Annotated in this window: 22 protein-coding genes; 16 read left to right on the top strand and 6 right to left on the bottom strand. The window is 69.7% G+C overall.

Translation table 11 applies throughout. From position 1 onward, the window contains the following. Positions 1–19: 19 nt before the first annotated feature. The 8 genes from ACZ7CH_RS26455 to ACZ7CH_RS26490 all read left to right on the top strand — a co-directional run bounded on the left by ACZ7CH_RS26455 (position 20) and on the right by ACZ7CH_RS26490 (position 7805). The gene (locus ACZ7CH_RS26455) at positions 20–562 is read left to right on the top strand and encodes a F0F1 ATP synthase subunit B (RefSeq protein ID WP_360395675.1); all 543 of its coding nucleotides are present in this window, start codon (positions 20–22) and stop codon (positions 560–562) included. Positions 563–571: 9 nt separating this feature from the next. Continuing rightward, positions 572–1396 (top strand): F0F1 ATP synthase subunit delta, encoded by an 825-nt coding sequence (locus tag ACZ7CH_RS26460; protein WP_470370270.1) that lies wholly within the window; start codon positions 572–574, stop codon positions 1394–1396. 46 nt (positions 1397–1442) lie between these two features. Next, positions 1443–3089, top strand: coding sequence for a F0F1 ATP synthase subunit alpha (gene atpA, locus ACZ7CH_RS26465; protein ID WP_360395541.1), 1647 nt, complete (start codon positions 1443–1445; stop codon positions 3087–3089). Between the two features lie 8 nt (positions 3090–3097). Then, the gene (locus ACZ7CH_RS26470; RefSeq protein WP_360395542.1) at positions 3098–4012 is read left to right on the top strand and encodes a F0F1 ATP synthase subunit gamma; all 915 of its coding nucleotides are present in this window, start codon (positions 3098–3100) and stop codon (positions 4010–4012) included. Then, the gene (atpD, locus tag ACZ7CH_RS26475; RefSeq protein WP_090095970.1) at positions 4005–5441 is read left to right on the top strand and encodes a F0F1 ATP synthase subunit beta; all 1437 of its coding nucleotides are present in this window, start codon (positions 4005–4007) and stop codon (positions 5439–5441) included. The genes ACZ7CH_RS26470 and atpD overlap by 8 nt, the downstream gene beginning before the upstream one ends. Before the next feature lie 165 nt (positions 5442–5606). Then, on the top strand, positions 5607–6773 hold the full coding sequence (locus ACZ7CH_RS26480; RefSeq protein ID WP_458430490.1) for an MFS transporter: 1167 nt from the start codon (positions 5607–5609) through the stop codon (positions 6771–6773). A gap of 212 nt (positions 6774–6985) precedes the next feature. Further along, entirely contained in the window at positions 6986–7351 is a 366-nt protein-coding gene (locus tag ACZ7CH_RS26485; RefSeq protein WP_360395547.1) for a F0F1 ATP synthase subunit epsilon, read from the top strand. Between the two features lie 61 nt (positions 7352–7412). Then, on the top strand, positions 7413–7805 hold the full coding sequence (locus tag ACZ7CH_RS26490) for a DUF2550 domain-containing protein (RefSeq protein ID WP_470370271.1): 393 nt from the start codon (positions 7413–7415) through the stop codon (positions 7803–7805). Between the two features lie 55 nt (positions 7806–7860). Here ACZ7CH_RS26490 and ACZ7CH_RS26495 read toward each other — a convergent pair whose 3' ends face one another. Beyond that, complete coding sequence (locus ACZ7CH_RS26495) at positions 7861–8433, bottom strand: cob(I)yrinic acid a,c-diamide adenosyltransferase (RefSeq protein ID WP_360395550.1); 573 nt, start codon at positions 8431–8433, stop codon at positions 7861–7863. A 35-nt stretch (positions 8434–8468) separates the two neighbouring features. On the opposite strand from ACZ7CH_RS26495, the gene murA reads away from it, so the two are divergent. Continuing rightward, on the top strand, positions 8469–9734 hold the full coding sequence (gene murA / locus ACZ7CH_RS26500; protein WP_360395552.1) for a UDP-N-acetylglucosamine 1-carboxyvinyltransferase: 1266 nt from the start codon (positions 8469–8471) through the stop codon (positions 9732–9734). A 7-nt stretch (positions 9735–9741) separates the two neighbouring features. Here murA and ACZ7CH_RS26505 read toward each other — a convergent pair whose 3' ends face one another. Beyond that, positions 9742–10029, bottom strand: coding sequence for a hypothetical protein (locus ACZ7CH_RS26505; protein ID WP_360395553.1), 288 nt, complete (start codon positions 10027–10029; stop codon positions 9742–9744). A gap of 102 nt (positions 10030–10131) precedes the next feature. Between ACZ7CH_RS26505 and ACZ7CH_RS26510 the strand changes: the two genes are divergently transcribed. Both ACZ7CH_RS26510 and ACZ7CH_RS26515 read left to right on the top strand, forming a co-directional pair. Next, positions 10132–12126, top strand: coding sequence for a protein meaA (locus ACZ7CH_RS26510; RefSeq protein WP_360395555.1), 1995 nt, complete (start codon positions 10132–10134; stop codon positions 12124–12126). 17 nt (positions 12127–12143) lie between these two features. After that, positions 12144–12902, top strand: a complete 759-nt coding sequence (locus ACZ7CH_RS26515; protein ID WP_360395557.1) for an enoyl-CoA hydratase-related protein — start codon at positions 12144–12146, stop codon at positions 12900–12902. Here ACZ7CH_RS26515 and ACZ7CH_RS26520 read toward each other — a convergent pair. Next, the gene (locus ACZ7CH_RS26520; RefSeq protein ID WP_360395559.1) at positions 12817–13671 is read right to left on the bottom strand and encodes a helix-turn-helix transcriptional regulator; all 855 of its coding nucleotides are present in this window, start codon (positions 13669–13671) and stop codon (positions 12817–12819) included. The genes ACZ7CH_RS26515 and ACZ7CH_RS26520 overlap by 86 nt on opposite strands. A 102-nt stretch (positions 13672–13773) precedes the next feature. Between ACZ7CH_RS26520 and ACZ7CH_RS26525 the strand changes: the two genes are divergently transcribed. Further along, entirely contained in the window at positions 13774–14472 is a 699-nt protein-coding gene (locus ACZ7CH_RS26525) for an SDR family oxidoreductase (RefSeq protein ID WP_360395561.1), read from the top strand. Here the strand turns inward: ACZ7CH_RS26525 and ACZ7CH_RS26530 are convergent. Both ACZ7CH_RS26530 and ACZ7CH_RS26535 read right to left on the bottom strand, forming a co-directional pair. Beyond that, positions 14469–14876, bottom strand: a complete 408-nt coding sequence (locus ACZ7CH_RS26530) for a hypothetical protein (RefSeq protein ID WP_360395563.1) — start codon at positions 14874–14876, stop codon at positions 14469–14471. The two genes, ACZ7CH_RS26525 and ACZ7CH_RS26530, sit on opposite strands and share 4 nt — an antisense overlap. Beyond that, entirely contained in the window at positions 14873–15463 is a 591-nt protein-coding gene (locus ACZ7CH_RS26535; protein ID WP_470370273.1) for a DJ-1/PfpI family protein, read from the bottom strand. The genes ACZ7CH_RS26530 and ACZ7CH_RS26535 overlap by 4 nt, the downstream gene beginning before the upstream one ends. A 110-nt stretch (positions 15464–15573) precedes the next feature. Here ACZ7CH_RS26535 and ACZ7CH_RS26540 point away from each other — a divergent pair, with 110 nt between their 5' ends. Then, positions 15574–16491 carry a GlxA family transcriptional regulator gene (locus tag ACZ7CH_RS26540; protein WP_458430496.1) on the top strand — a complete coding sequence of 306 codons (918 nt, stop codon included), beginning with the start codon at positions 15574–15576 and terminating at the stop codon, positions 16489–16491. On the opposite strand, the gene ACZ7CH_RS26545 is transcribed toward ACZ7CH_RS26540, so the two are convergent. After that, positions 16482–17018, bottom strand: coding sequence for an NUDIX domain-containing protein (locus ACZ7CH_RS26545; protein WP_470375175.1), 537 nt, complete (start codon positions 17016–17018; stop codon positions 16482–16484). The two genes, ACZ7CH_RS26540 and ACZ7CH_RS26545, sit on opposite strands and share 10 nt — an antisense overlap. Positions 17019–17072: 54 nt before the next feature. On the opposite strand from ACZ7CH_RS26545, the gene nucS reads away from it, so the two are divergent. The 3 genes from nucS to ACZ7CH_RS26560 all read left to right on the top strand — a co-directional run bounded on the left by nucS (position 17073) and on the right by ACZ7CH_RS26560 (position 19877). Further along, a complete protein-coding gene (gene nucS, locus ACZ7CH_RS26550) occupies positions 17073–17732 on the top strand; it encodes an endonuclease NucS (RefSeq protein WP_360395571.1) in 660 nt (219 codons plus the stop codon). 205 nt (positions 17733–17937) lie between these two features. Continuing rightward, on the top strand, positions 17938–19629 hold the full coding sequence (locus tag ACZ7CH_RS26555) for a sodium:solute symporter family protein (RefSeq protein ID WP_360395573.1): 1692 nt from the start codon (positions 17938–17940) through the stop codon (positions 19627–19629). 11 nt (positions 19630–19640) lie between these two features. Further along, complete coding sequence (locus tag ACZ7CH_RS26560) at positions 19641–19877, top strand: hypothetical protein (RefSeq protein ID WP_360395575.1); 237 nt, start codon at positions 19641–19643, stop codon at positions 19875–19877. The last annotated feature ends 98 nt before the right edge of the window (positions 19878–19975 follow it).

Raw genomic sequence — 19975 nt, forward strand, 5'->3', positions numbered from 1 at the left:
AGACGCCGTGTTCCACGCTTTGATCTTGGCCGCGGAGGACCCTGCGAAGGTCAACCCGGTCCTTCCGCACACCGCGGAGATCATCCTCGGGCTCGTCGCCTTCCTGCTCCTCCTCTTCGTCATCAAGAAGTTCGTGTCGCCGCGCTTCGAGGCGCTGTACGCGGAGCGGACGGCCAAGATCGAGGGTGGCATCGAGAAGGCGGAGCAGGCGCAGGCCAAGGCTCAGCAGATGCTCGAGCAGTACAAGGAGCAGCTGGCCGAGGCTCGCGCCGAGGCCGCTCGCATCCGCGACGACGCCAGGGCCGAGGGCCTGCAGATCGTCGAGGAGCTGCGTGAGCAGGCGCAGGCCGAGTCCGCCCGCATCGTGGCGCAGGGCCAGCACCAGCTGGACGCGCAGCGCGCCCAGATCGTCGCCGAGCTGCGCGCCGACCTCGGCCGCACCGCCGTCGAGCTGGCGAGCAAGGTCGTGGGCGAGTCCCTCGAGGACGAGACCCGCCGCCGCGGCACCGTCGACCGCTTCCTCAACGAGCTGGACGCCGTCGCGGCGCCCGCGGGCAAGTAGAGGCAGCCGATGACGTTGCATGCCGCAAGTCGTGAAGCTCTGGCAGCCGCGGAACTGCGGCTGCTGGAGCTCGCCGACGCTGCGTCCTCCCAGGAGCAGGCCAAGCTGGGCGAGGAGCTCTTCGCCGTGCTCGGCCTGCTGGTCGAGCAGCCGGCGTTGCGCCGCGCGCTCGCCGACGCCTCGTCCGAGCCCGGTGGCCGTGAGCAGCTCGTCCGCGGCCTGTTCGCGGGCAAGGTGGGCGACGGGACGCTGCAGGTGCTCGCCGCCGTCGTGACCGCGCGCTGGTCCAGCCCGCGCGAGCTCGTCGAGGGCGTCGAGTCGCTCGCCCGCACCGCACTGCTCGTGCGTGCGGAGGGTGACGGCCAGCTCGACTCGGTGGAGGACGAGCTGTTCCGGCTCGGCCGCATCGTGGCGGGTTCGCACGAGCTCGAGCTCCTGCTGGCGGACCCCGCGGGTACCGCCGACACCAAGGTCGCACTGGTCGGCTCCCTGATCGAGGGCAAGGTCGGCTCCGTCACCAAGACGCTGGTGGACCAGCTGGTCCGCAACCCGCGCGGGGTGCGCGTGGCGGACGGGCTCGCCGAGCTCGCCGACCTGGCGGCCAAGCGCCGTCAGCGTTCCGTGGCCCACGTGCGGTCCGCCGTGGAGCTGACCGCGGCACAGGTCGACCGCTTGACCGCGACGCTGACCACGATCTACTCGCGCCCGATCGCGCTGCACGTGGAGGTCGACCCCTCGCTGGGCGGCGGTCTCCAGATCAAGATCGGCGACGAGGTCATCGACGGAAGCGTCGCCGGCCGGTTGGCGGCACTGCGCCGCAATCTCGCCAGCTAGCCCCTGAGCCCTTTCCCAAGAACGAAGAAGTGAGAGCAGGAACGACATGGCGGAGCTGACGATCTCGTCGGACGAGATCCGCAGTGCGATCGAGAAGTACGTCTCGAGCTACTCCCCGGAGGTCAGCCGGGAAGAGGTTGGTGTCGTCTCCGAGACCTACGACGGCATCGCCATCGTCGAGGGCCTTCCGGGCACGATGACCAACGAGCTGCTCGAGTTCCCCGGCGGCGTCCTCGGCGTCGCACTGAACCTCGAGGTCCGCAACATCGGTGCGGTCATCCTCGGTGACTTCGACAAGATCGAAGAGGGCCAGGAGGTCCGCCGGACGGGCAAGGTCCTGTCCGTGCCGGTCGGCGACGGCTTCCTCGGTCGCGTCGTCAACCCGCTGGGCCAGCCGATCGACGGCCTCGGTGACATCGTCGCCGACGACACCCGCGCCCTGGAGCTGCAGGCGGCCTCCGTGCTGGAGCGCCAGCCGGTGTCCGAGCCGATGCAGACCGGCATCAAGGCCATCGACGCGATGACCCCGATCGGCCGCGGCCAGCGCCAGCTGATCATCGGTGACCGCAAGACCGGCAAGACCGCGGTCTGCATCGACACGATCATCAACCAGAAGAAGGCCTGGGAGTCGGGCGACCCCAAGCAGCAGGTCCGCTGCGTGTACGTCGCCATCGGCCAGAAGGGCTCCACCATCGCGGGCGTCAAGACCGCGCTGGAGGAGGCGGGCGCACTCGAGTACACGACGATCGTCGCCGCCCCCGCTTCTGACTCGGCCGGCTTCAAGTGGCTGGCGCCGTACACCGGTTCCTCCATCGGCCAGCACTGGATGTACCAGGGCAAGCACGTCCTGATCATCTTCGACGACCTGACCAAGCAGGCCGAGGCGTACCGCGCCATCTCGCTGCTGCTGCGCCGCCCGCCGGGCCGCGAGGCCTACCCCGGCGACGTCTTCTACTTGCACTCGCGCCTCCTCGAGCGTTGCGCGAAGCTCTCGGACGAGCTCGGTGGCGGCTCGATGACGGGTCTCCCGATCATCGAGACCAAGGCGAACGACGTGTCGGCGTACATCCCGACCAACGTCATCTCGATCACCGACGGTCAGTGCTTCCTCGAGTCCGACCTGTTCAACGCCGGTGTCCGCCCGGCCGTCAACGTGGGTATCTCCGTCTCCCGCGTCGGTGGTGCCGCGCAGATCAAGGCGATGAAGGACGTCGCGGGCTCGCTGCGCCTCGACCTGTCGCAGTTCCGCGAGCTGGAGGCCTTCTCCGCGTTCGCGTCCGACCTCGACGCCGCGTCGCGCGCCCAGCTGGACCGCGGTGCCCGTCTGGTCGAGCTGCTCAAGCAGGGCCAGTACTCCCCGGTCCCCGTCGAGGAGCAGGTCGTCGAGATCTTCGCCGCGACCAAGGGCCACCTGGACGACGTGCCCGTCGCCGACATCCGCCGCTTCGTCGCGGACTTCAAGGACTCGCTGCGCCGCAACCACGCGGACCTGCTCAGCAGCATCATCGAGACCAAGAAGTTCCCCGAGGACTCGCAGAAGCGCGTTGCCGACGCCGTGGCGGAGTTCAAGAAGCAGTTCACCGCTTCCGACGGCACGACCATCGTCAACGAGGCGCCCGAGAAGGCCATGGACGCCGACAAGGTCGCGCAGGAGTCGGTGAAGGTCAACAAGCCCGAGCCGACCAAGAAGTGATCTGAGCCATGGGCGCACAGATTCGGGAGCTCCGCCAGCGGATCCGAACGGTCAACTCGACCAAGAAGATCACGAAGGCCTACGAGCTCATCGCCACGTCTCGCCTCGCCAAGGCGCAGACCAGGGTCGCGGCCTCGCGCCCCTACGCGGACGAGATCACGAACGTGCTCTCCGCGTTGGCCGAGGCCTCGGCGAACCTCGACCACCCGCTGCTGACGGAACGCAAGAACCCGAAGCGCGCTGCCGTCCTCGTCGTCACCAGCGACAAGGGCATGTGCGGTGGCTACAACGCCAACGTGCTGAAGGCCGCTGAGCAGCTGATCGAGCTGCTCAAGTCCGAGGGCAAGGAGCCGGTGCTGTACGCGACCGGCCGCAAGGCGATCGGGTACTACAACTTCCGCCGCCGCGAGGTCACCGCCTCGTGGAGCGGGTTCTCCCAGACTCCGCACTACGTCAACGCCGTCGAGGCGGGCAACGCGCTGGTGGAGGCGTTCCTGGAGGGCACGGAGAACGGTGCGCAGGGCGTGGACGAGATCCACGTCGTGTACACCGAGTTCAAGTCCATGCTGAGCCAGACGCCCACCGCCAGGCGGATCGCGCCGATGGACGTCGAGTACACCGGCGAGACCCCCAAGGGGCCGCGTGCGGTGTACGACTTCGAGCCCAGTGCGGAAGCGCTGCTCGGTGCGATGCTGCCCAAGTACGTGAAGACCCGGCTGTTCTCCGCCTTGCTGGAAGCGGCGGCATCGGAGTCTGCGGCACGCCGCACGGCCATGAAGGCCGCGACGGACAACGCGACGGAGCTCGTCCGGAACCTCAGCCGGGCGGCGAACTCGGCCCGTCAGGCCCAGATCACCCAGGAGATCAGCGAGATCGTCGGTGGCGCCTCCGCGCTTACCGGTGGCGCAGGAAGTGATGACTGACATGAGTGTTACTGCCACCACCACCCGCACCGGCCGTGTGGTCCGGGTGATCGGTGCGGTCGTCGACGTGGAGTTCCCGCGCGACGCCGTGCCCGAGCTGTTCAACGCCTGCCACGCCGAGATCACCTTCGAGGCGGTCGCCAAGACGCTGACCCTCGAGGTCGCGCAGCACCTGGGCGACAACCTGGTCCGCTGCATCTCGATGCAGCCGACCGACGGTCTCGTCCGCGGTACGACCGTGACCGACACCGGTGCCGCGATCTCGGTGCCCGTCGGCGACGTCGTCAAGGGCCACGTCTTCAACGCCCTCGGTGACTGCCTCGACCAGCCCGGCCTCGGCCGCGACGGCGAGCAGTGGGGCATCCACCGCAAGGCGCCCGCCTTCGACCAGCTCGAGGGCAAGACCGAGATCCTCGAGACCGGCATCAAGGTCATCGACCTGCTCACCCCGTACGTCAAGGGTGGCAAGATCGGCCTGTTCGGCGGCGCGGGTGTCGGCAAGACCGTGCTCATCCAGGAGATGATCACGCGTATCGCGCGTGAGTTCTCCGGCACGTCGGTGTTCGCCGGCGTCGGTGAGCGCACCCGTGAGGGCACCGACCTCCTCCTCGAGATGGAGGAGATGGGCGTTCTCGGCGACACCGCCCTGGTGTTCGGTCAGATGGACGAGCCGCCCGGCACGCGCATGCGCGTCGCGCTGTCCGCTCTCACGATGGCGGAGTACTTCCGCGACGTGCAGAACCAGGACGTGCTGCTCTTCATCGACAACATCTTCCGCTTCACCCAGGCCGGTTCCGAGGTGTCGACCCTGCTGGGCCGCATGCCTTCCGCCGTGGGTTACCAGCCGACGCTGGCCGACGAGATGGGTGAGCTCCAGGAGCGCATCACCTCGACGCGCGGTAAGTCGATCACCTCGCTGCAGGCCATCTACGTGCCCGCGGACGACTACACCGACCCCGCCCCGGCGACCACCTTCGCCCACCTGGACGCGACGACGGAGCTTTCCCGTCCGATCTCCCAGAAGGGCATCTACCCGGCTGTCGACCCGCTGTCGTCGTCGTCTCGAATCCTCGAGCCGTCGATCGTCGGCGAGGAGCACTACCGGGTCGCCCAGGAGGTGAAGAGAATCCTGCAGAAGTACAAGGAGCTGCAGGACATCATCGCCATCCTCGGCATGGACGAGCTCTCCGAGGAGGACAAGGTCCTCGTCGGTCGCGCGCGTCGTCTCGAGCGCTTCCTCGGCCAGAACTTCATCGTGGCCGAGAAGTTCACCGGTCAGCCCGGCTCCTTCGTGCCGATCAAGGACACGATCGAGGCGTTCGACCGCGTGTGCAAGGGCGAGTTCGACCACTACCCGGAGCAGGCGTTCTTCTCCTGCGGCGGGTTGGACGACGTCGAGGCCAACGCGAAGAAGCTCGCCGGCAACTGAGGCAGGCTGACGTGACGAAGGGCCGTTCCTCCTTTGTGGAGGGACGGCCCTTCGCCTTTTCGGACGACATGACATTTCCGTTCACCGGAAACAGCTCTCCCGCCTGCGGGTCCCGGGCCGCACGATGCTCGGCATCACCAGGGCCCCTCAGCGAGGAGAGAGCGCGTGAACAAATGGGTGTTGCCGTTGTGCTGGACGGCGGTCCTGCTCGACGGCTTTGACCTCGTCGTGCTCGGCACGGTGATCCCGACCCTGTTGCAGGAGCAGGTGCTCACGACGGCGTCGGCCAGTGCGGTGTCCACGGCCGGTCTCGTCGGGATGATGTTCGGCGCGCTCGTCATCGGGACCGTCACCGACGTCATCGGGCGGCGGAAGGTGATGATCTACGCCGTCGCCGGGTTCTCCGTGTTCACCCTGGCCTGCGCGCTGGCGCAGGACGCCACCACGTTCGGCGTCTTCCGCTTCCTCGCCGGGCTGGGGCTCGGCGGGTGTCTGCCCACGGCCATCGCGCTGGTGAACGAGGCACGGCCGCAGCAGGGCGGACGGGCCACCACGCTCATCATGACCGGGTACCACGTGGGTGCGGTCATCACGGCGTTGCTGGGCATCCTGCTCATCCCGCGGCTCGGGTGGCAGGCGCTGTTCGTCGCCGGTGCGGTGCCGGCGCTGGTGCTGATCCCGCTGATGCTCCGGTACCTGCCGGAGACGGTGGTGCGGAAGGCTCCGGCCGGTGAGGCGGTCGGGTCGTTGTTCAAGCCGGGGTTGCGCAAGGCGACCGTGGCGTTCTGGGTGGCGTCGTTCATGGGGCTGCTGCTGGTCTACGGGCTGAACACGTGGCTGCCGCAGATCATGCGCAGTGCGGGCTACGAGCTGGGGACCGCGCTCGCGTTGCTGCTGACGCTCAACATCGGTGCGGTGGTGGGACTTCTGATCGCGGGCGCGGTCGCGGACAGGGTCGGTGTCCGGCCGGCGGCGATCGGCTGGTTCGCCGGGGCCGTGGTGTTCCTGGCGTTGCTGAGCATCAGGTTGCCGGGGATCGGCGTGTACGTGGCCGTGTTGCTGGCCGGGTGCTTCGTGTTCAGCGCGCAGGTGCTCGTGTACGCCTACGCGGGGCGGGTCTACGAGGAGAACCGGGCCACCGGCATCGGGTGGGCCGCGGGCATCGGGCGGCTCGGGGCGATCAGCGGGCCGCTGCTCGGTGGGGCGCTGCTGACGGCCGGTCTGGCGCACCCGTGGGGGTTCTACGTGTTCGCCGTGGTCGCGGCGCTGGGGGCGGCCGGGGTGGCCGCCGTCGGGGTGCGGGCGGAAGCGGTCGTGCCCGGCGTGCGGTGATGCCGGCGCGGATCTCGCCGCCGGTGGCCGCGGTGGTGCTGCCGGTGGTGCGGGTGCTGGATCCCGTGCAGGCACAACAACTCGCGCTCGCACCGGGTGGCACCTGTGCGGCTCTGCGGCGGTCCTCGGACCCCGCTACACCGGGCGGCCCGGCGAGGCTGTCAGGCGACCGTTTAGACTCAGTTCGACTCCAGACGACGAGGGAGATGCGCGTGGCCGAGATGACCGTTGAACTGGTCGCCGTTGAACGCCGCCTGTGGTCCGGTACGGCCACTTCCGTTTCGGCGCAGACGACCGAGGGCGAGATCGGCATCCTGCCCGGTCACGAGCCCGTTCTCGGTCAGCTGGTCGAGGGTGGTGTGGTGCGGATCCGCACGACGGACGGTGCACTGGTCACCGCCGCCGTGCACGGGGGCTTCCTGTCCGTGACCGGCACCGGCGTGTCGATCCTCGCCGAGGACGCCGAGCTCGCGGGCGAGATCGACGTGAACGCGGCGCGGTCGGCGCTGCAGGACGCGGACGACGCCGAGCGCGCACGTGCGGCAGCGCGCGTGCGGGCCGTGGAACAGTCGGCCTGAGACCGGGCGCGAGGGCTCAGTCGTGGGGATCACCGAGATTGCCGGGTTGATCCTTCTCGGGGTGGCCGTCGTCATCGTGTGCCTCGCGTGGCGCCGGGTCCGGCTGCTGCGCGAGGGCGGTGTGCACGTCGCCCTGCGCAGCCGGTTCGACGACCGTGGCCGGGGCTGGCACCTGGGAGTGGGGCACTACCGGGGCGACAAGTTCGCCTGGTTCCGGGTGCTCTCGCTCGGGTCAGGCCCCGACCAGATGATCTCCAGAGACGGCCTCGAGATCGATGCGCGGCGGGAGCCCACGGGCCCCGAGGCGTACGCGATGCCGGTGGGGGCGACGGTGCTGCGGTGCCGGTCCGCCGCCGGTGAGGTCGAGATCGCGATGGGCCCGGACGCGCTGACAGGATTCCTGTCCTGGTTGGAGTCAGCGCCTCCGGGCCGGTCCATTCCCTGGGCCAGTTGACGAACGTGAGAAGGGCGCCTCCCGCAACGGGAGGCGCCCTTCTCGTGTTTCTCGATCAGGCGTTGCCGCCGGGCTGCCAGAGCACGTCACCGTCCGGGTTCGCCACCCGCGCCAGGATGAACAGCAGGTCCGACAGCCGGTTCAGGTACTTCGCCGTCAGCACGTTGGTCTGCTCCCGCTCGGCCTCGACCAGCGCCCACGCCCGGCGTTCCGCGCGGCGGGCGATGGTGCGGGCCTGGTGCAGCAGGGCCGCGCCGGGGGTGCCGCCGTTGAGGATGAACGAGTCGAGCTTGCCCAGGTTCTCGTTGAACGTGTCGCAGTAGCCCTCCAGGCGGTCCACGTACGCCTGGGTGACCCGCAGCGGCGGGTACTCCGGGTCCGGCACGATCGGCGTGCACAGGTCCGCTCCGACGTCGAAGAGGTCGTTCTGCACCTTGCGCACGACCTCGTGCACGTCAGGGGCCAGCTGACCCAGCGCCAGGGCCACGCCGAGGGCCGCGTTCGTCTCGTCCACGTCGGCGTAGGCCTCGATGCGGGGTGAGGTCTTGGGAACGCGCGAGAAGTCGCCGAGACCGGTCGTGCCGTCGTCGCCCACGCGCGTGTAGATCTTGGTGAGATGCACCGCCATAACGGGCACTGTAAGGCCGTACGTAGGATTGCCGCGTGAGCGAGCATTTCCGGGTACACGGCGGCGCGCGTCTGGTCGGCGAGGTCGAGGTCGTCGGCGCCAAGAACAGCGTCCTGAAGCTGATGGCGGCTGCCCTGCTGGCCGAGGGGACCACAACCCTCACCAACTGCCCGGACATCCTGGACGTACCGCTGATGGCGGACGCGCTGCGCAGCCTCGGGTGCGAGGTCGAGCTCGAAGGCGACGTGGCGAGGATCACCACGCCGTCCGAGCTCAGCTACCACGCCGACTCCGAGGCGATGGGCAAGCTGCGCGCCAGCATCTGCGTGCTCGGGCCGCTCGTCGGCCGGTGCAAGCGCGCCGTCGTGGCGCTGCCGGGCGGGGACGCGATCGGGTCGCGGCCGCTCGACATGCACCAGAGCGGGCTGGAGAAGCTCGGCGCCACGACGTGGATCGAGCACGGCTGCATCGTCGCCGAGGCCGAGGGGCTGCACGGCGCGCAGATCTGGCTCGACTTCCCCAGCATGGGGGCCACCGAGAACATCCTGATGGCGGCGGTGCTCGCGAACGGCACCACGGTCATCGACAACGCCGCGCGCGAGCCGGAGATCGTCGACCTCTGCCTGATGCTCACGCAGATGGGCGCGAAGATCGAGGGCGCCGGCACGTCCACGCTGACCGTGCACGGGGTGTCCGAGCTCAAGCCGACCGAGCACCGCGTCATCGGCGACCGGATCGTCGGTGCCACGTGGGGGTTCGCCGCCGCCATGACGCGCGGTGACGTGCGGGTGCGCGGCGTGAACCCGCACCACCTGGACCTGGTGCTGGAGAAGCTGCGGATGGCGGGCGCCGAGGTGACCGTCTACGAGGGCGAGGACGAGGGCTTCCGGGTGGTCATGGAGGGGCGGCCGAAGGCGGTCGACTTCGTGACGCTGCCCTACCCCGGCTTCGCCACGGACAACCAGCCGTTCGCCATCGCGTTGTCGGCGGTGTCCGAGGGCACGTCGATGATCACGGAGAACCTGTTCGAGGCGCGGTTCCGGTTCATCGACGAGATGATCCGGCTCGGCGCCGACGCGCGCACCGACGGGCACCACGCGGTCATCCGCGGGGTCGAGAAGCTGTCCAGCGCGCCGGTGTGGGCCTCCGACATCCGGGCCGGTGCGGGGCTGGTGCTGGCCGGTCTGTGCGCGGACGGTGCCACCGAGGTCTACGAGATCTTCCACATCGAGCGCGGCTACCCCGGGTTCGTGGAGAACCTGCGCAAGCTCGGCGCCGACGTGGAGCGGGTCAGCGGCTGACCGCCGGTCACGACTTCAGGACGAGCCGCGCGTTCGCGACGTCCGCGGGCCACACCATGACCCGGTAGGGCGCGTTCCGCGAGCGCGTGGCCTTCACGCCGTTGCGCCGGAGCTTCTGCACGAGCACCTTCGCGGCCTCCTCGGTGGGTACGACGGCGACCTCGCTGAGCAACCCGAAGTCCGTGCCGTCCAGGTCCGGCACCGGCCGCCTGTCGTTGCCCACGAAGTAGCGCAGCAGCACCGCGAGCAGGCCGAGCGCCGCGAAGACGACCACGGTCTGGTAGATCCCCGTCACCCCTCCATCATGCTCTTTTTGGTCACGATTCAGTGAGCAAGCGCACGCGCAGCTCTGGTTACCGGCCAGTACGCTCCGGACAACGACGTTGTGGGAGGTGCTGTGCCGTACCCAGCTGACCGTGAACGCGACCGCCCCTGGGTGATGCGCACGTACGCGGGTCACTCCTCGGCCGCGGCGTCCAACGCCCTCTACCGGCGGAACCTCGCGAAGGGGCAGACCGGCCTGTCGGTCGCGTTCGACCTGCCCACGCAGACCGGCTACGACCCCGACGACGAGCTCGCGAAGGGCGAGGTCGGCAAGGTCGGCGTGCCCGTCAGCCACATCGGCGACATGCGGCAGCTCTTCGACCAGATCCCGCTCGGCGGCGCCAACACGTCGATGACGATCAACGCGACGGCCATGTGGCTGCTCGCGCTCTACGTCACCGTGGCCGAGGAGCAGGGCGCGGACCCGGCCGCGCTGGCCGGCACGACGCAGAACGACATCATCAAGGAGTACCTGTCCCGCGGTACGTACGTGTTCCCGCCCGGACCGTCGCTGCGGCTGATCACCGACATGGTCGCGTGGACCGTGTCGAACGTGCCCAGGTGGAACCCGATCAACATCTGCAGCTACCACCTCCAGGAGGTCGGCGCGACGCCGGCGCAGGAGGTCGCGTACGCGATGTGCACGGCGATCGCGGTCCTCGACTCCGTGCGCGACTCCGGTCAGGTGCCGCAGGAGAAGTTCGGTGACGTCGTCGCCCGCATCTCCTTCTTCGTGAACGCCGGTGTGCGGTTCATCGAGGAGATGTGCAAGATGCGCGCGTTCGCCCAGCTCTGGGACGAGATCACGCTGGAGCGCTACGGCGTGCAGAACCCCAAGCACCGCCGGTTCCGCTACGGCGTGCAGGTCAACTCGCTCGGGCTCACCGAGGCGCAGCCGGAGAACAACGTCCAGCGCATCGTGCTGGAGATGCTCGCGGTGTCGTTGTCCCGCAACGCCCGCGCCCGCGCGATCCAGCTGCCGGCGTGGAACGAGGCACTGGGCCTGCCGCGGCCGTGGGACCAGCAGTGGGCGTTGCGCATGCAGCAGGTCCTCGCCTACGAGACGGACCTGCTGGAGTACGAGGACATCTTCGACGGCTCGCCCGTCATCGAGGCGAAGGTGGACGAGATCCTCGCCGGTGCGCGCGAGGAGATCGACCGCGTGCAGGCGATGGGCGGTGCCGTCGCGGCCGTCGAGTCCGGCTACATGAAGTCGCAGCTCGTGTCGTCGCTCGCCGACCGGCGCCGGCGCGTCGAGTCCGGCGAGGAGGTCGTCGTCGGCGTCAACAGGTTCGACACGACCGAGCCGTCGCCGCTTCAGGCCGAGGGCGCGAACGCCATCGAGACCATCGACCCGGTCGTCGAGATGCACGCCGTCGAGGCGGTCCGGCAGTGGCGTGCTTCCCGTGACAACACCGCGGTCGAGGCGGCGCTGGACGCGTTGCGCGAAGCGGCGAAGACCGACCGGAACCTCGTCGAGGTGACGCTGGCCTGTGCGCGCGCCGGGGTGACGACCGGCGAGTGGTCGCAGGCGCTGCGGGAGACGTTCGGCGAGTACCGGGCGCCCACGGGTGTCTCCGCCGCCTCCGCCTCCGGTGAGGCGGGCTCGGAGATCGCACGGGTGCGCGACCGGGTGCGGTCGACCGGCGAGGAGGTCGGCGAGCGGCTGCGCATGCTGGTCGGCAAGCCGGGTCTCGACGGGCACTCCAACGGTGCCGAGCAGGTCGCCGTGCGCGCCCGCGACGTCGGCTTCGAGGTCGTCTACCAGGGCATCCGCCTGACGCCTGCGCAGATCGTGGCGGCCGCGGTGCAGGAGGACGTGCACGTCGTGGGCCTGTCGATCCTGTCCGGGTCGCACCTGGAGGTCGTGCCCGCGGTGGTCGACGGGCTGCGCGCGGCCGGTGCCGGGGACATCCCGGTGATCGTCGGCGGCATCATCCCGCCCGACGACGCGGCCAAGCTGCACGAGCGCGGCGTGGCACGGGTGTTCACGCCGAAGGACTACGAGCTGACCGAGATCATGGACGAGATCGTCACCGTGATCCGCGAGGTGCACTCGCTGGCCTAGGGCCTTAGATTCGCTGGATGGTCGACGTTGCGCGCGATGGGTCGGTAGTCCGGATCACGATGAACCGCGCGGCCAAGCGCAACGCGCTGTCCGCCGAGCACCTGACCGAGCTGCTGGAGGCGTTCCGCGAGGCCGGTGCGTCCGACGCGGCCGGCATCGTGCTGGCGGCCGAGGGGCCCGTGTTCTCGGCGGGTCACGACTTCGCGGACGTGCACGCGCGTGACGAAGAGGGCGTGCGGCTGCTGCTGGAGCTGTGCACGGTGCTGATGAAGACCATCCAGGCCGTGCCGCAGGTGGTGATCGCACGCGTGCAGGGACTGGCGACCGCGGCCGGGTGCCAGCTGGTGGCGTCGTGCGACCTCGCGGTCGCGGCGGACACGGCCGGGTTCTCGCTGCCCGGTGGCAAGGCCGGCTGGTTCTGCCACACGCCCGCGGTGCCGGTGGCGCGGTCGATCGGGCGCAAGCGGTTGATGGAGCTGGTGCTCACCGGCGACGTGGTGGACGCGGCCACCGCCGCGGAGTGGGGCCTGGTCAACCGCGCGGTGCCGGCCGACGCGCTCGACGCCGAGGTCGACGACCTGCTGGCGCGGGCGACGCGGGGCAGCCGCGCGTCGAAGGCCGTGGGCAAGCGGACCGTCTACGCGCAGCTGGACCGGCCGGAGGCCGACGCCTACGAGATCGCGCTGGCGGTCATGGCCGAGACGTCGCAGTCCCCGTCGGCCACGGAGGGGCGGGCGTCGTTCCTGGAGAAGCGGCAGCCCGTGTGGCCCGACTAGTCGCGAGCAGCCTCAGCGCGTCCGCGTTCGGGCCCGGTTCCGCCTGGTAGATCACGAGGAACTGGCCGGGGGCCTCGCGGACGTCGAACGAGTGGTAGGTCAGCCGGAGCGGACCGACCGCCGGGTGCACGAAGTCCTTGGCGTCCTGGGTCTTCCCGCGCACCTCGTGGTGCTCCCAGAGCTCCTCGAACACCGGGTTGCGGCGCAGCGCCGCAACCATCCGCGCCAGCCGCGCGGACTTCGGGTCCGCCGTCAGCCGCAGGTTGCCGACCGTGCTCTGCGCGACCCAGTTCCAGCGCGGGTAGAAGCTCGGGGCGGCCGGGTCGAGGAACGCCATCCTGGCCAGGTTGTCGGCGGGGGTGAACGGCTCGTACAGGGCGTCGGCCAGGGCGTTCGTCGCGAGGATGTCGAGGTAGGAGCTCATCACGAACGCCGGCATGTCGTGCATGCCGCTGATGAGCTGCCGCAGCTCGGGGCTGACCTTGTCGGTCGAGTGCCCCTCGTCCGCGACGACACCGGCCAGGCGGTGCAGGTGGGAACGGGCGTCCGGGTCGAGCCGCAGCGCACGGCTCAGGGCGTCGAGGACCTGCGCCGAGGGGTTGGTCTCACGGCCCTGTTCGAGCCGGGCGTAGTAGTCGGCGCTCACCCCGGCGAGCACCGCGACCTCCTCGCGGCGCAGGCCCTTGACCTTGCGCTGGGTGTGCGAGGGCAGGCCCGCGTCCTCCGGGTTGACGCGGGCGCGATGGGCTTTCAGGAACTCACCGAGCACGTCTGCGAGGTTAGTGCGGGCCTGGAGCTGTTGCCTGGGTGTGGCACTCCTGGGGAGACGGTGTCCTGGCCGGCTCGGCTCCTCCAGCCGATCGTGGTGGCCATGAGCAAAGTTGTGGTGATCAGTGGAGCGTCCAGCGGCATCGGCGAGGCGACGGCCCGCGTCCTGGCCAAGGCCGGGCACCGGGTGTTCCTCGGTGCCCGGCGGGTCGACCGGCTGGCCGCGCTGGCCGAGGAGACCGGTGGCGGCTACCGGGAGCTGGACGTGACGTCGCGGGAGTCGTTCCAGTCCTTCGTGGACGCGGCGGTCGAGCGGTACGGGCGGGTCGACGTCCTCGTGAACAACGCGGGCGTGATGCCGTTGTCGCTCATGGACTCCCTGAAGGTCGACGAGTGGGACCGCATGGTCGACGTGAACGTCAAGGGCGTGCTGAACGGCATCGCGGCCGTGCTGCCCCGGTTCACCGGCGGCGGTCACGTCGTGAACGTGGCCTCGATCGGCGCGCACATGGTCATGCCGACCGCCGCCGTGTACTGCGCGACGAAGCACGCGGTGTGGGCGTTGTCCGAGGGGCTGCGGCAGGAGCGCGACGACCTGCGGGTCACCGTGATCTCGCCCGGTGTCACCGAGTCCGAGCTCGCGGACACCATCACCGAGCAGTACGCGGCGGACCTGATGCAGGACTACCGGGCGGGCGCGCTGCCCCCGTCGGCGATCGGTGAGGCCATCGCCTACGCCGTCGCGCAGCCCGACTCCGTCGACGTCAACGAGATCGTGGTGCGGCCGGTGGCGTCGCGCTAGGCACCGGTGGTGGAACCGGGGCGCAGGACCATGAGCACGGTGACGGTCGCCCACAGCAGGTTGAAGATCCCGGTGTACATGGCCAGGTGCTCGGCGTCCCCGGTCCGGAGCGCCTGTTCCTGACCGGGGATCACCTTCAGCGCCAGCACGAACGCGGCGGCGGTGGTGAGCGCGATCGACACGACCACCCAGGGGTGGCCGGTCACGCCCATCACGCCCGCCGTCGCGAACCCGAGGGCCGGCACCGAGATGCCGACCAGCGCGTAGACGCGGCAGATCCGGTGCAGCAGCGCGGCGTTGCCACTCGTGGTGACGGCCCTGGGGAACATGCTGGCGGCCACGGTGACCGGGCCGATCGCGACGATGGCCGCGAGGACGTGCAGCGAGAGGAACAGCTTGCTCATGCCGCGCTCCACACCGTGCCGCGGCGCTCGTGGGCGAAGAGGGTCTCCAGCTCGACGGCCTTGCGCGCGCCGATCTCGCGTTCGACCAGGTAGAGGCCGAGGTCGACGCCCGAGGTGACGCCGGCGGCGGTGACCAGGTCGCCGTCGTCGACGAGGCGGGTGCGGACCGCGTGCACGCCCATCGACTCCAGCGCGTGCAGGCCGAGGTGGTTGGTCGTGGCGGTGCGGCCGGTGATCAGACCGGCCATCGCGAGCACCAGCGAACCGCCGCACACGGTCGCCACCGTCAGGCCCTCGCGGTCGAGGGCCCGCTGGAGCGGTGCTTTCAGCGTCGCGGCGGCCTTGCCCAGCAACGCGAGGATCTCGTCCTCGGTGCCGGCCGCTGCACCGGGGACGACGACGAGATCGGTGTCCTCCGGGTCCAGCCGGGCGGTCGCCGCGAGGGACGGGCGCAGGCCGCTCGGCACCTCGCGCGGGCCTTCCGCGGACACCAGCTCGACGTCCACCCCGCCGGCGTTCAGCGTCTCGTACGGGCCGATCGCGTCCAACGGGTCGAAACCGTCGAACAACACCACTTGCGCTTTCACTCCACCGCTCCTCACTGGTCCGTTGACCGGAACCGTAGGAGCGGGACGGGTGGCGGGGGAGTGGCTGGAATGCCATGTTCCAACGGATTCTCGCCAGCTACGGTGGGGGCATGCACGAGGTGGCCGTACTGGTGATGGACAGCGTCATCCCGTTCGACTTCGCGGTGCCGGTCGAGGCGTTCAGCCGGACCGGGCACTACCGGGTGCGGCTCTGCGGTCCGAAGAGGACGGTTCGCTCCGAGCTGTTCGAGCTGAAGGTGCCGCACGGCCTGGAGCTGCTGTCCGAAGTGGACACGATCATCCTCCCAGGGCACGCGGCGGACCTGGTGGTGCCGCACGGGGTGGTGCGGGCGGTGCGGGCGGCGGCCGCTCGCGGCACCCGGATCGCGTCGATCTGCTCCGGTGCGTTCGTGTTCGCGGCGACCGGTCTGCTGGACGGGTTGCGCGCCACCACGCACTGGCTCGCCGCCGACGAGCTGGCGGCGCGGTTCCCCGCCGTGGACGTCGACCCGGACGTGCTCTACGTCGACAACGGGCAGTTCCTGACCTCCGCGGGCGCCGCGGCGGGGCTCGACCTGTGCCTGCACCTGATCCGGCGCGACCACGGGTCCGCGGCGGCGGCCGACGCGGCACGGCTGTCCGTGATGCCGCTGGAACGCGAGGGCGGGCAGGCGCAGTTCATCGTGACGCCACCGGCGGCGCCGCGGGGTGCCGAGCTCGAACCGCTGCTGCGGTGGCTGGAGACCAACGCCGAGCCCGACCTGACCCTGGCCGGCATCGCGGACCACGCCGGGATGAGCACGCGCACGTTGAACCGGCGGTTCCGCGAGCAGACCGGCACGACGCCGCTGCAGTGGCTGCACCGGGCCCGGATCCGCAGGGCGCAGCACCTGCTGGAGACGACGAGGCACCCGGTGGAGCTGATCGCGAGCCGGGTGGGCTTCGGGTCGGCCACGGCGTTCCGCGACCGCTTCAAACGGGTCGCCGGCACCTCACCGAACGCCTACCGCGCGGCCTTTCAGGGCTGAGCGTGCTCGTGCAGCAGCAGGAGCGTGTAGGCGGCGATCGACTGCGCGTCGGTGATCTCGCCCCTGGTGATCATCTTCTCGAAGTCCGCGCGGGCGAACCACGCCGAGCGCATGTCCTGCTCCTCGGGCTCGCGCTCGTGGAACCCCTCGACCAGGTCCGTTGCCAGGAACACCCGGCCGCGTTGCGACGACATGCCCGGCGCCACGTCCAGCAGCCCGAGCGCGACGAGCTTCCCGGCCCGCAGCCCGGTCTCCTCCCGCAGCTCCCGCGCGGCGAGCGCGAGCGGGTCGGTGTCGGCCCGGTCGGGGGCGGTGCCCTGCGGGAACTCCCACCGCCGCAGCCCGATCGGGTAGCGGTACTGCTCGACGAGCCGCACGCGTTCCCCGTCGAGGGGGATGACCAGCGCGAAGTCCGGCTTGTCGACCACGCCGTAGATGCCCTGTGTGCCGTCCGCGCGCCGGATCGCGTCCTCGCGAACGGTCATCCACGGGTTTGCGTACACCTGACGGGTGCCGAGGCTTTCCACGGCACGGACCGTACCTAACGACCCGTCCGCGGCCGCACCCCGTAGCCTGTCGCGGTGCGTCTCGTCATCGCTCGCTGCAAGGTCGACTACGTCGGACGACTCACCGCTCATCTGCCGATGGCCCAGCGACTGCTGCTCATCAAGGCCGACGGCTCGGTGTCGATCCACTCCGACGACCGCGCCTACAAGCCGTTGAACTGGATGAGCCCGCCGTGCTGGCTCATCGAGGACCCGGACATCTGGACCGTGCAGAACAAGGCGGGGGAGAAGCTGATCATCACCCTCGAAGAGGTGCTGCACGACTCCAAGCACGAGCTCGGCCCGGAGCCCGGCCTGCAGAAGGACGGCGTCGAGGCCGACCTGCAGAAGCTGCTCGCCGAGCACGTCACCACCCTCGGCGAGGGCTACTCGCTGGTGCGCCGCGAGTTCCCGACCGCCATCGGCCCGGTGGACCTGATGTGCCGCGACGGCGCCGGCGCGTCCGTGGCCGTGGAGATCAAGCGCCGCGGCGACATCGACGGCGTCGAGCAGCTGACCCGGTACCTGGAGCTGCTCAACCGCGACCCGCTGCTCGCGCCCGTGCGGGGCGTGTTCGCCGCGCAGCAGATCAAGCCGCAGGCGCGGGTGCTGGCCGAGGACCGCGGCATCCGGTGCGTGGTGCTGGACTACGACGCGCTGCGCGGGATCGAACCGGACGAGTTCCGCCTGTTCTGACCGGCCCGGACGGCGCGAACCCCGCCTCGTCAGGGTGCGGGGTTCGTTTTTTGTCCGGTTCCTCCGGTCCGATCGGCTTCGGCGAGCGTTGTGGATCACCACGTGGTTTGGTGTCCACGTACGCGGGGTAAGACGTCGCGCACCTGGAGTGCTGTCCTCTCCTGGTCGTTGATGTTCGACTTTGTCGAAGTTTGGGAGGTGGACGGTGTCGGTGATGGCCGAGGCGGACCTGCGGCTCGACGCGGGACCGATCGACTACGCGTTGCTCGTCATCTACTTCGTCGTCGTGCTCGGCATCGGCCTGATGGCCCGCCGGTCCGTCTCCTCCAGCCTCGACTTCCTGCTGTCCGGGCGGTCGCTGCCGGCGTGGGTCACCGGGCTCGCGTTCATCAGCGCGAACCTCGGTGCCCTTGAGTTGATGGGCATGACCGCCAACGGTGCGCAGTACGGCATGGCGACCGTGCACTACTACTGGATCGGCGCCATCCCCGCGATGGTGTTCCTCGGTCTGGTGATGATGCCGTTCTACTACGGCTCGAAGGTGCGCAGCGTTCCCGAGTTCATGCGCCGCCGGTTCGGCAAGCCCGCGCACCTCGTGAACGCCATCAGCTTCGCCGTCGCGCAGGTCCTGATCGCGGGCATCAACCTGTTCGCCCTCGCGGTGATCGTCGAGGCGCTGCTCGGGTGGCCGTTGCCGGTCTCGATCTGCGTCGCGGCGCTCGTGGTGCTGGCGTACACGACGCTGGGCGGGCTCAGCGCCGCCATCTACAACGAGGTGCTGCAGTTCTTCGTGATCGTGGCCGCGCTCGCGCCGATCACGATCCTCGGCCTCATCAAGGTCGGCGGCTGGCAGGGGCTGGTCGACAAGGTGACCGACCAGGAGCAGCTGTCCGCGTGGCCCGCCACGGAGCTGACCGGCATCAACAGTCCCGTGTGGAGTGTCATCGGGCTCGTGTTCGGTCTTGGGTTCGTGTTGTCGTTCGGCTACTGGACGACGAACTTCGCCGAGGTGCAGCGCGCGATGAGCGCGAAGTCGATGTCGGCGGCCAAGCGCACGCCGATCATCGGTGCGTACCCGAAGGCGCTCATCCCCGCGATCATCATCATCCCCGGCATCATCGCCGCGGTGGTCGTGCCGGAGATGGCGCAGCTCAAGGCCGGCGACACGAGCAGTGGCGTGGTCTACAACAACGTGCTGCCGCTGCTGATGCGCGACCTGCTGCCCAACGGCATCCTCGGTGTCGCGATCACGGGTCTGCTGGCCAGCTTCATGGCCGGTGTCGCGGCGAACGTCAGCTCGTTCAACACGGTCTTCACCTACGACCTGTGGCAGGACTACGTCAAGAAGGACCGGCCGGACGAGTACTACCTGCGGATCGGGCGGCTCGCCACGGTCGGGGCGTGCGTGCTCGCGATCGGCACGGCGTTCATCGCGGCCGCGCTCGGCGGGTCCAACATCATGGACTACATCCAGGCGCTGTTCTCGTTCTTCAACGCGCCGCTGTTCGCGACGTTCATCCTCGGCATGTTCTGGAAGCGGATGACGCCGACCGCCGGCTGGGTCGGTCTGCTCGCCGGCACGTTCACGGCGATCTTCATCTACGTGGTCTCGGAGCCGTCGTTCGGCATCGAGCTGCTGGAGCTGCCGGGCCAGGGCTCGAGCTTCCTCGGCGCGGGTCTCGCGTTCGTCGTCGACATCGTCGTGAGCGTCGCGGTCACGACGGTCACGCGGCCGAAGCCGGACAGCGAGCTGGTCGGGCTGGTCTACAGCCTCACGCCCAAGGAGGACCGCGCGCACGCCACCACCGGCGAGGACGCGGGCTGGTACCGCTCGCCCGCCCTGCTCGGCGGTGGGGTGCTGGCGCTGACGGCCGTTCTCTACATCGTCTTCGGCTGAGGGAGGCCGTCATGAGGTTGTTCGACCTGCGACTCATCATCGCGTTCCTCTTCGGCCTGTACGGCGTCGTACTGGTCGTCATGGGCCTCGCGTTCACCACGGACGCGGACCTGCAGAAGGCCGAAGGGGTCAACATCAACCTGTGGGCCGGCATCGCCATGGTGGTGATCTCGGCGTTGTTCGCCGTGTGGGCGATGCTGCGGCCTCAGTTCGCGGACACGGACAAGCAGCCGCTCAAGGAGCTATGAGCGGGGACGACCGGGGTACACGGGGTTGAAGGCCTCGATCGTCCACGCGTCGATCCAGGTGACTGCGCGGCGAATTCGGTTGAGCACGTCTCTCCTCT

This window comes from Lentzea sp. NPDC037011, assembly GCF_055607425.1.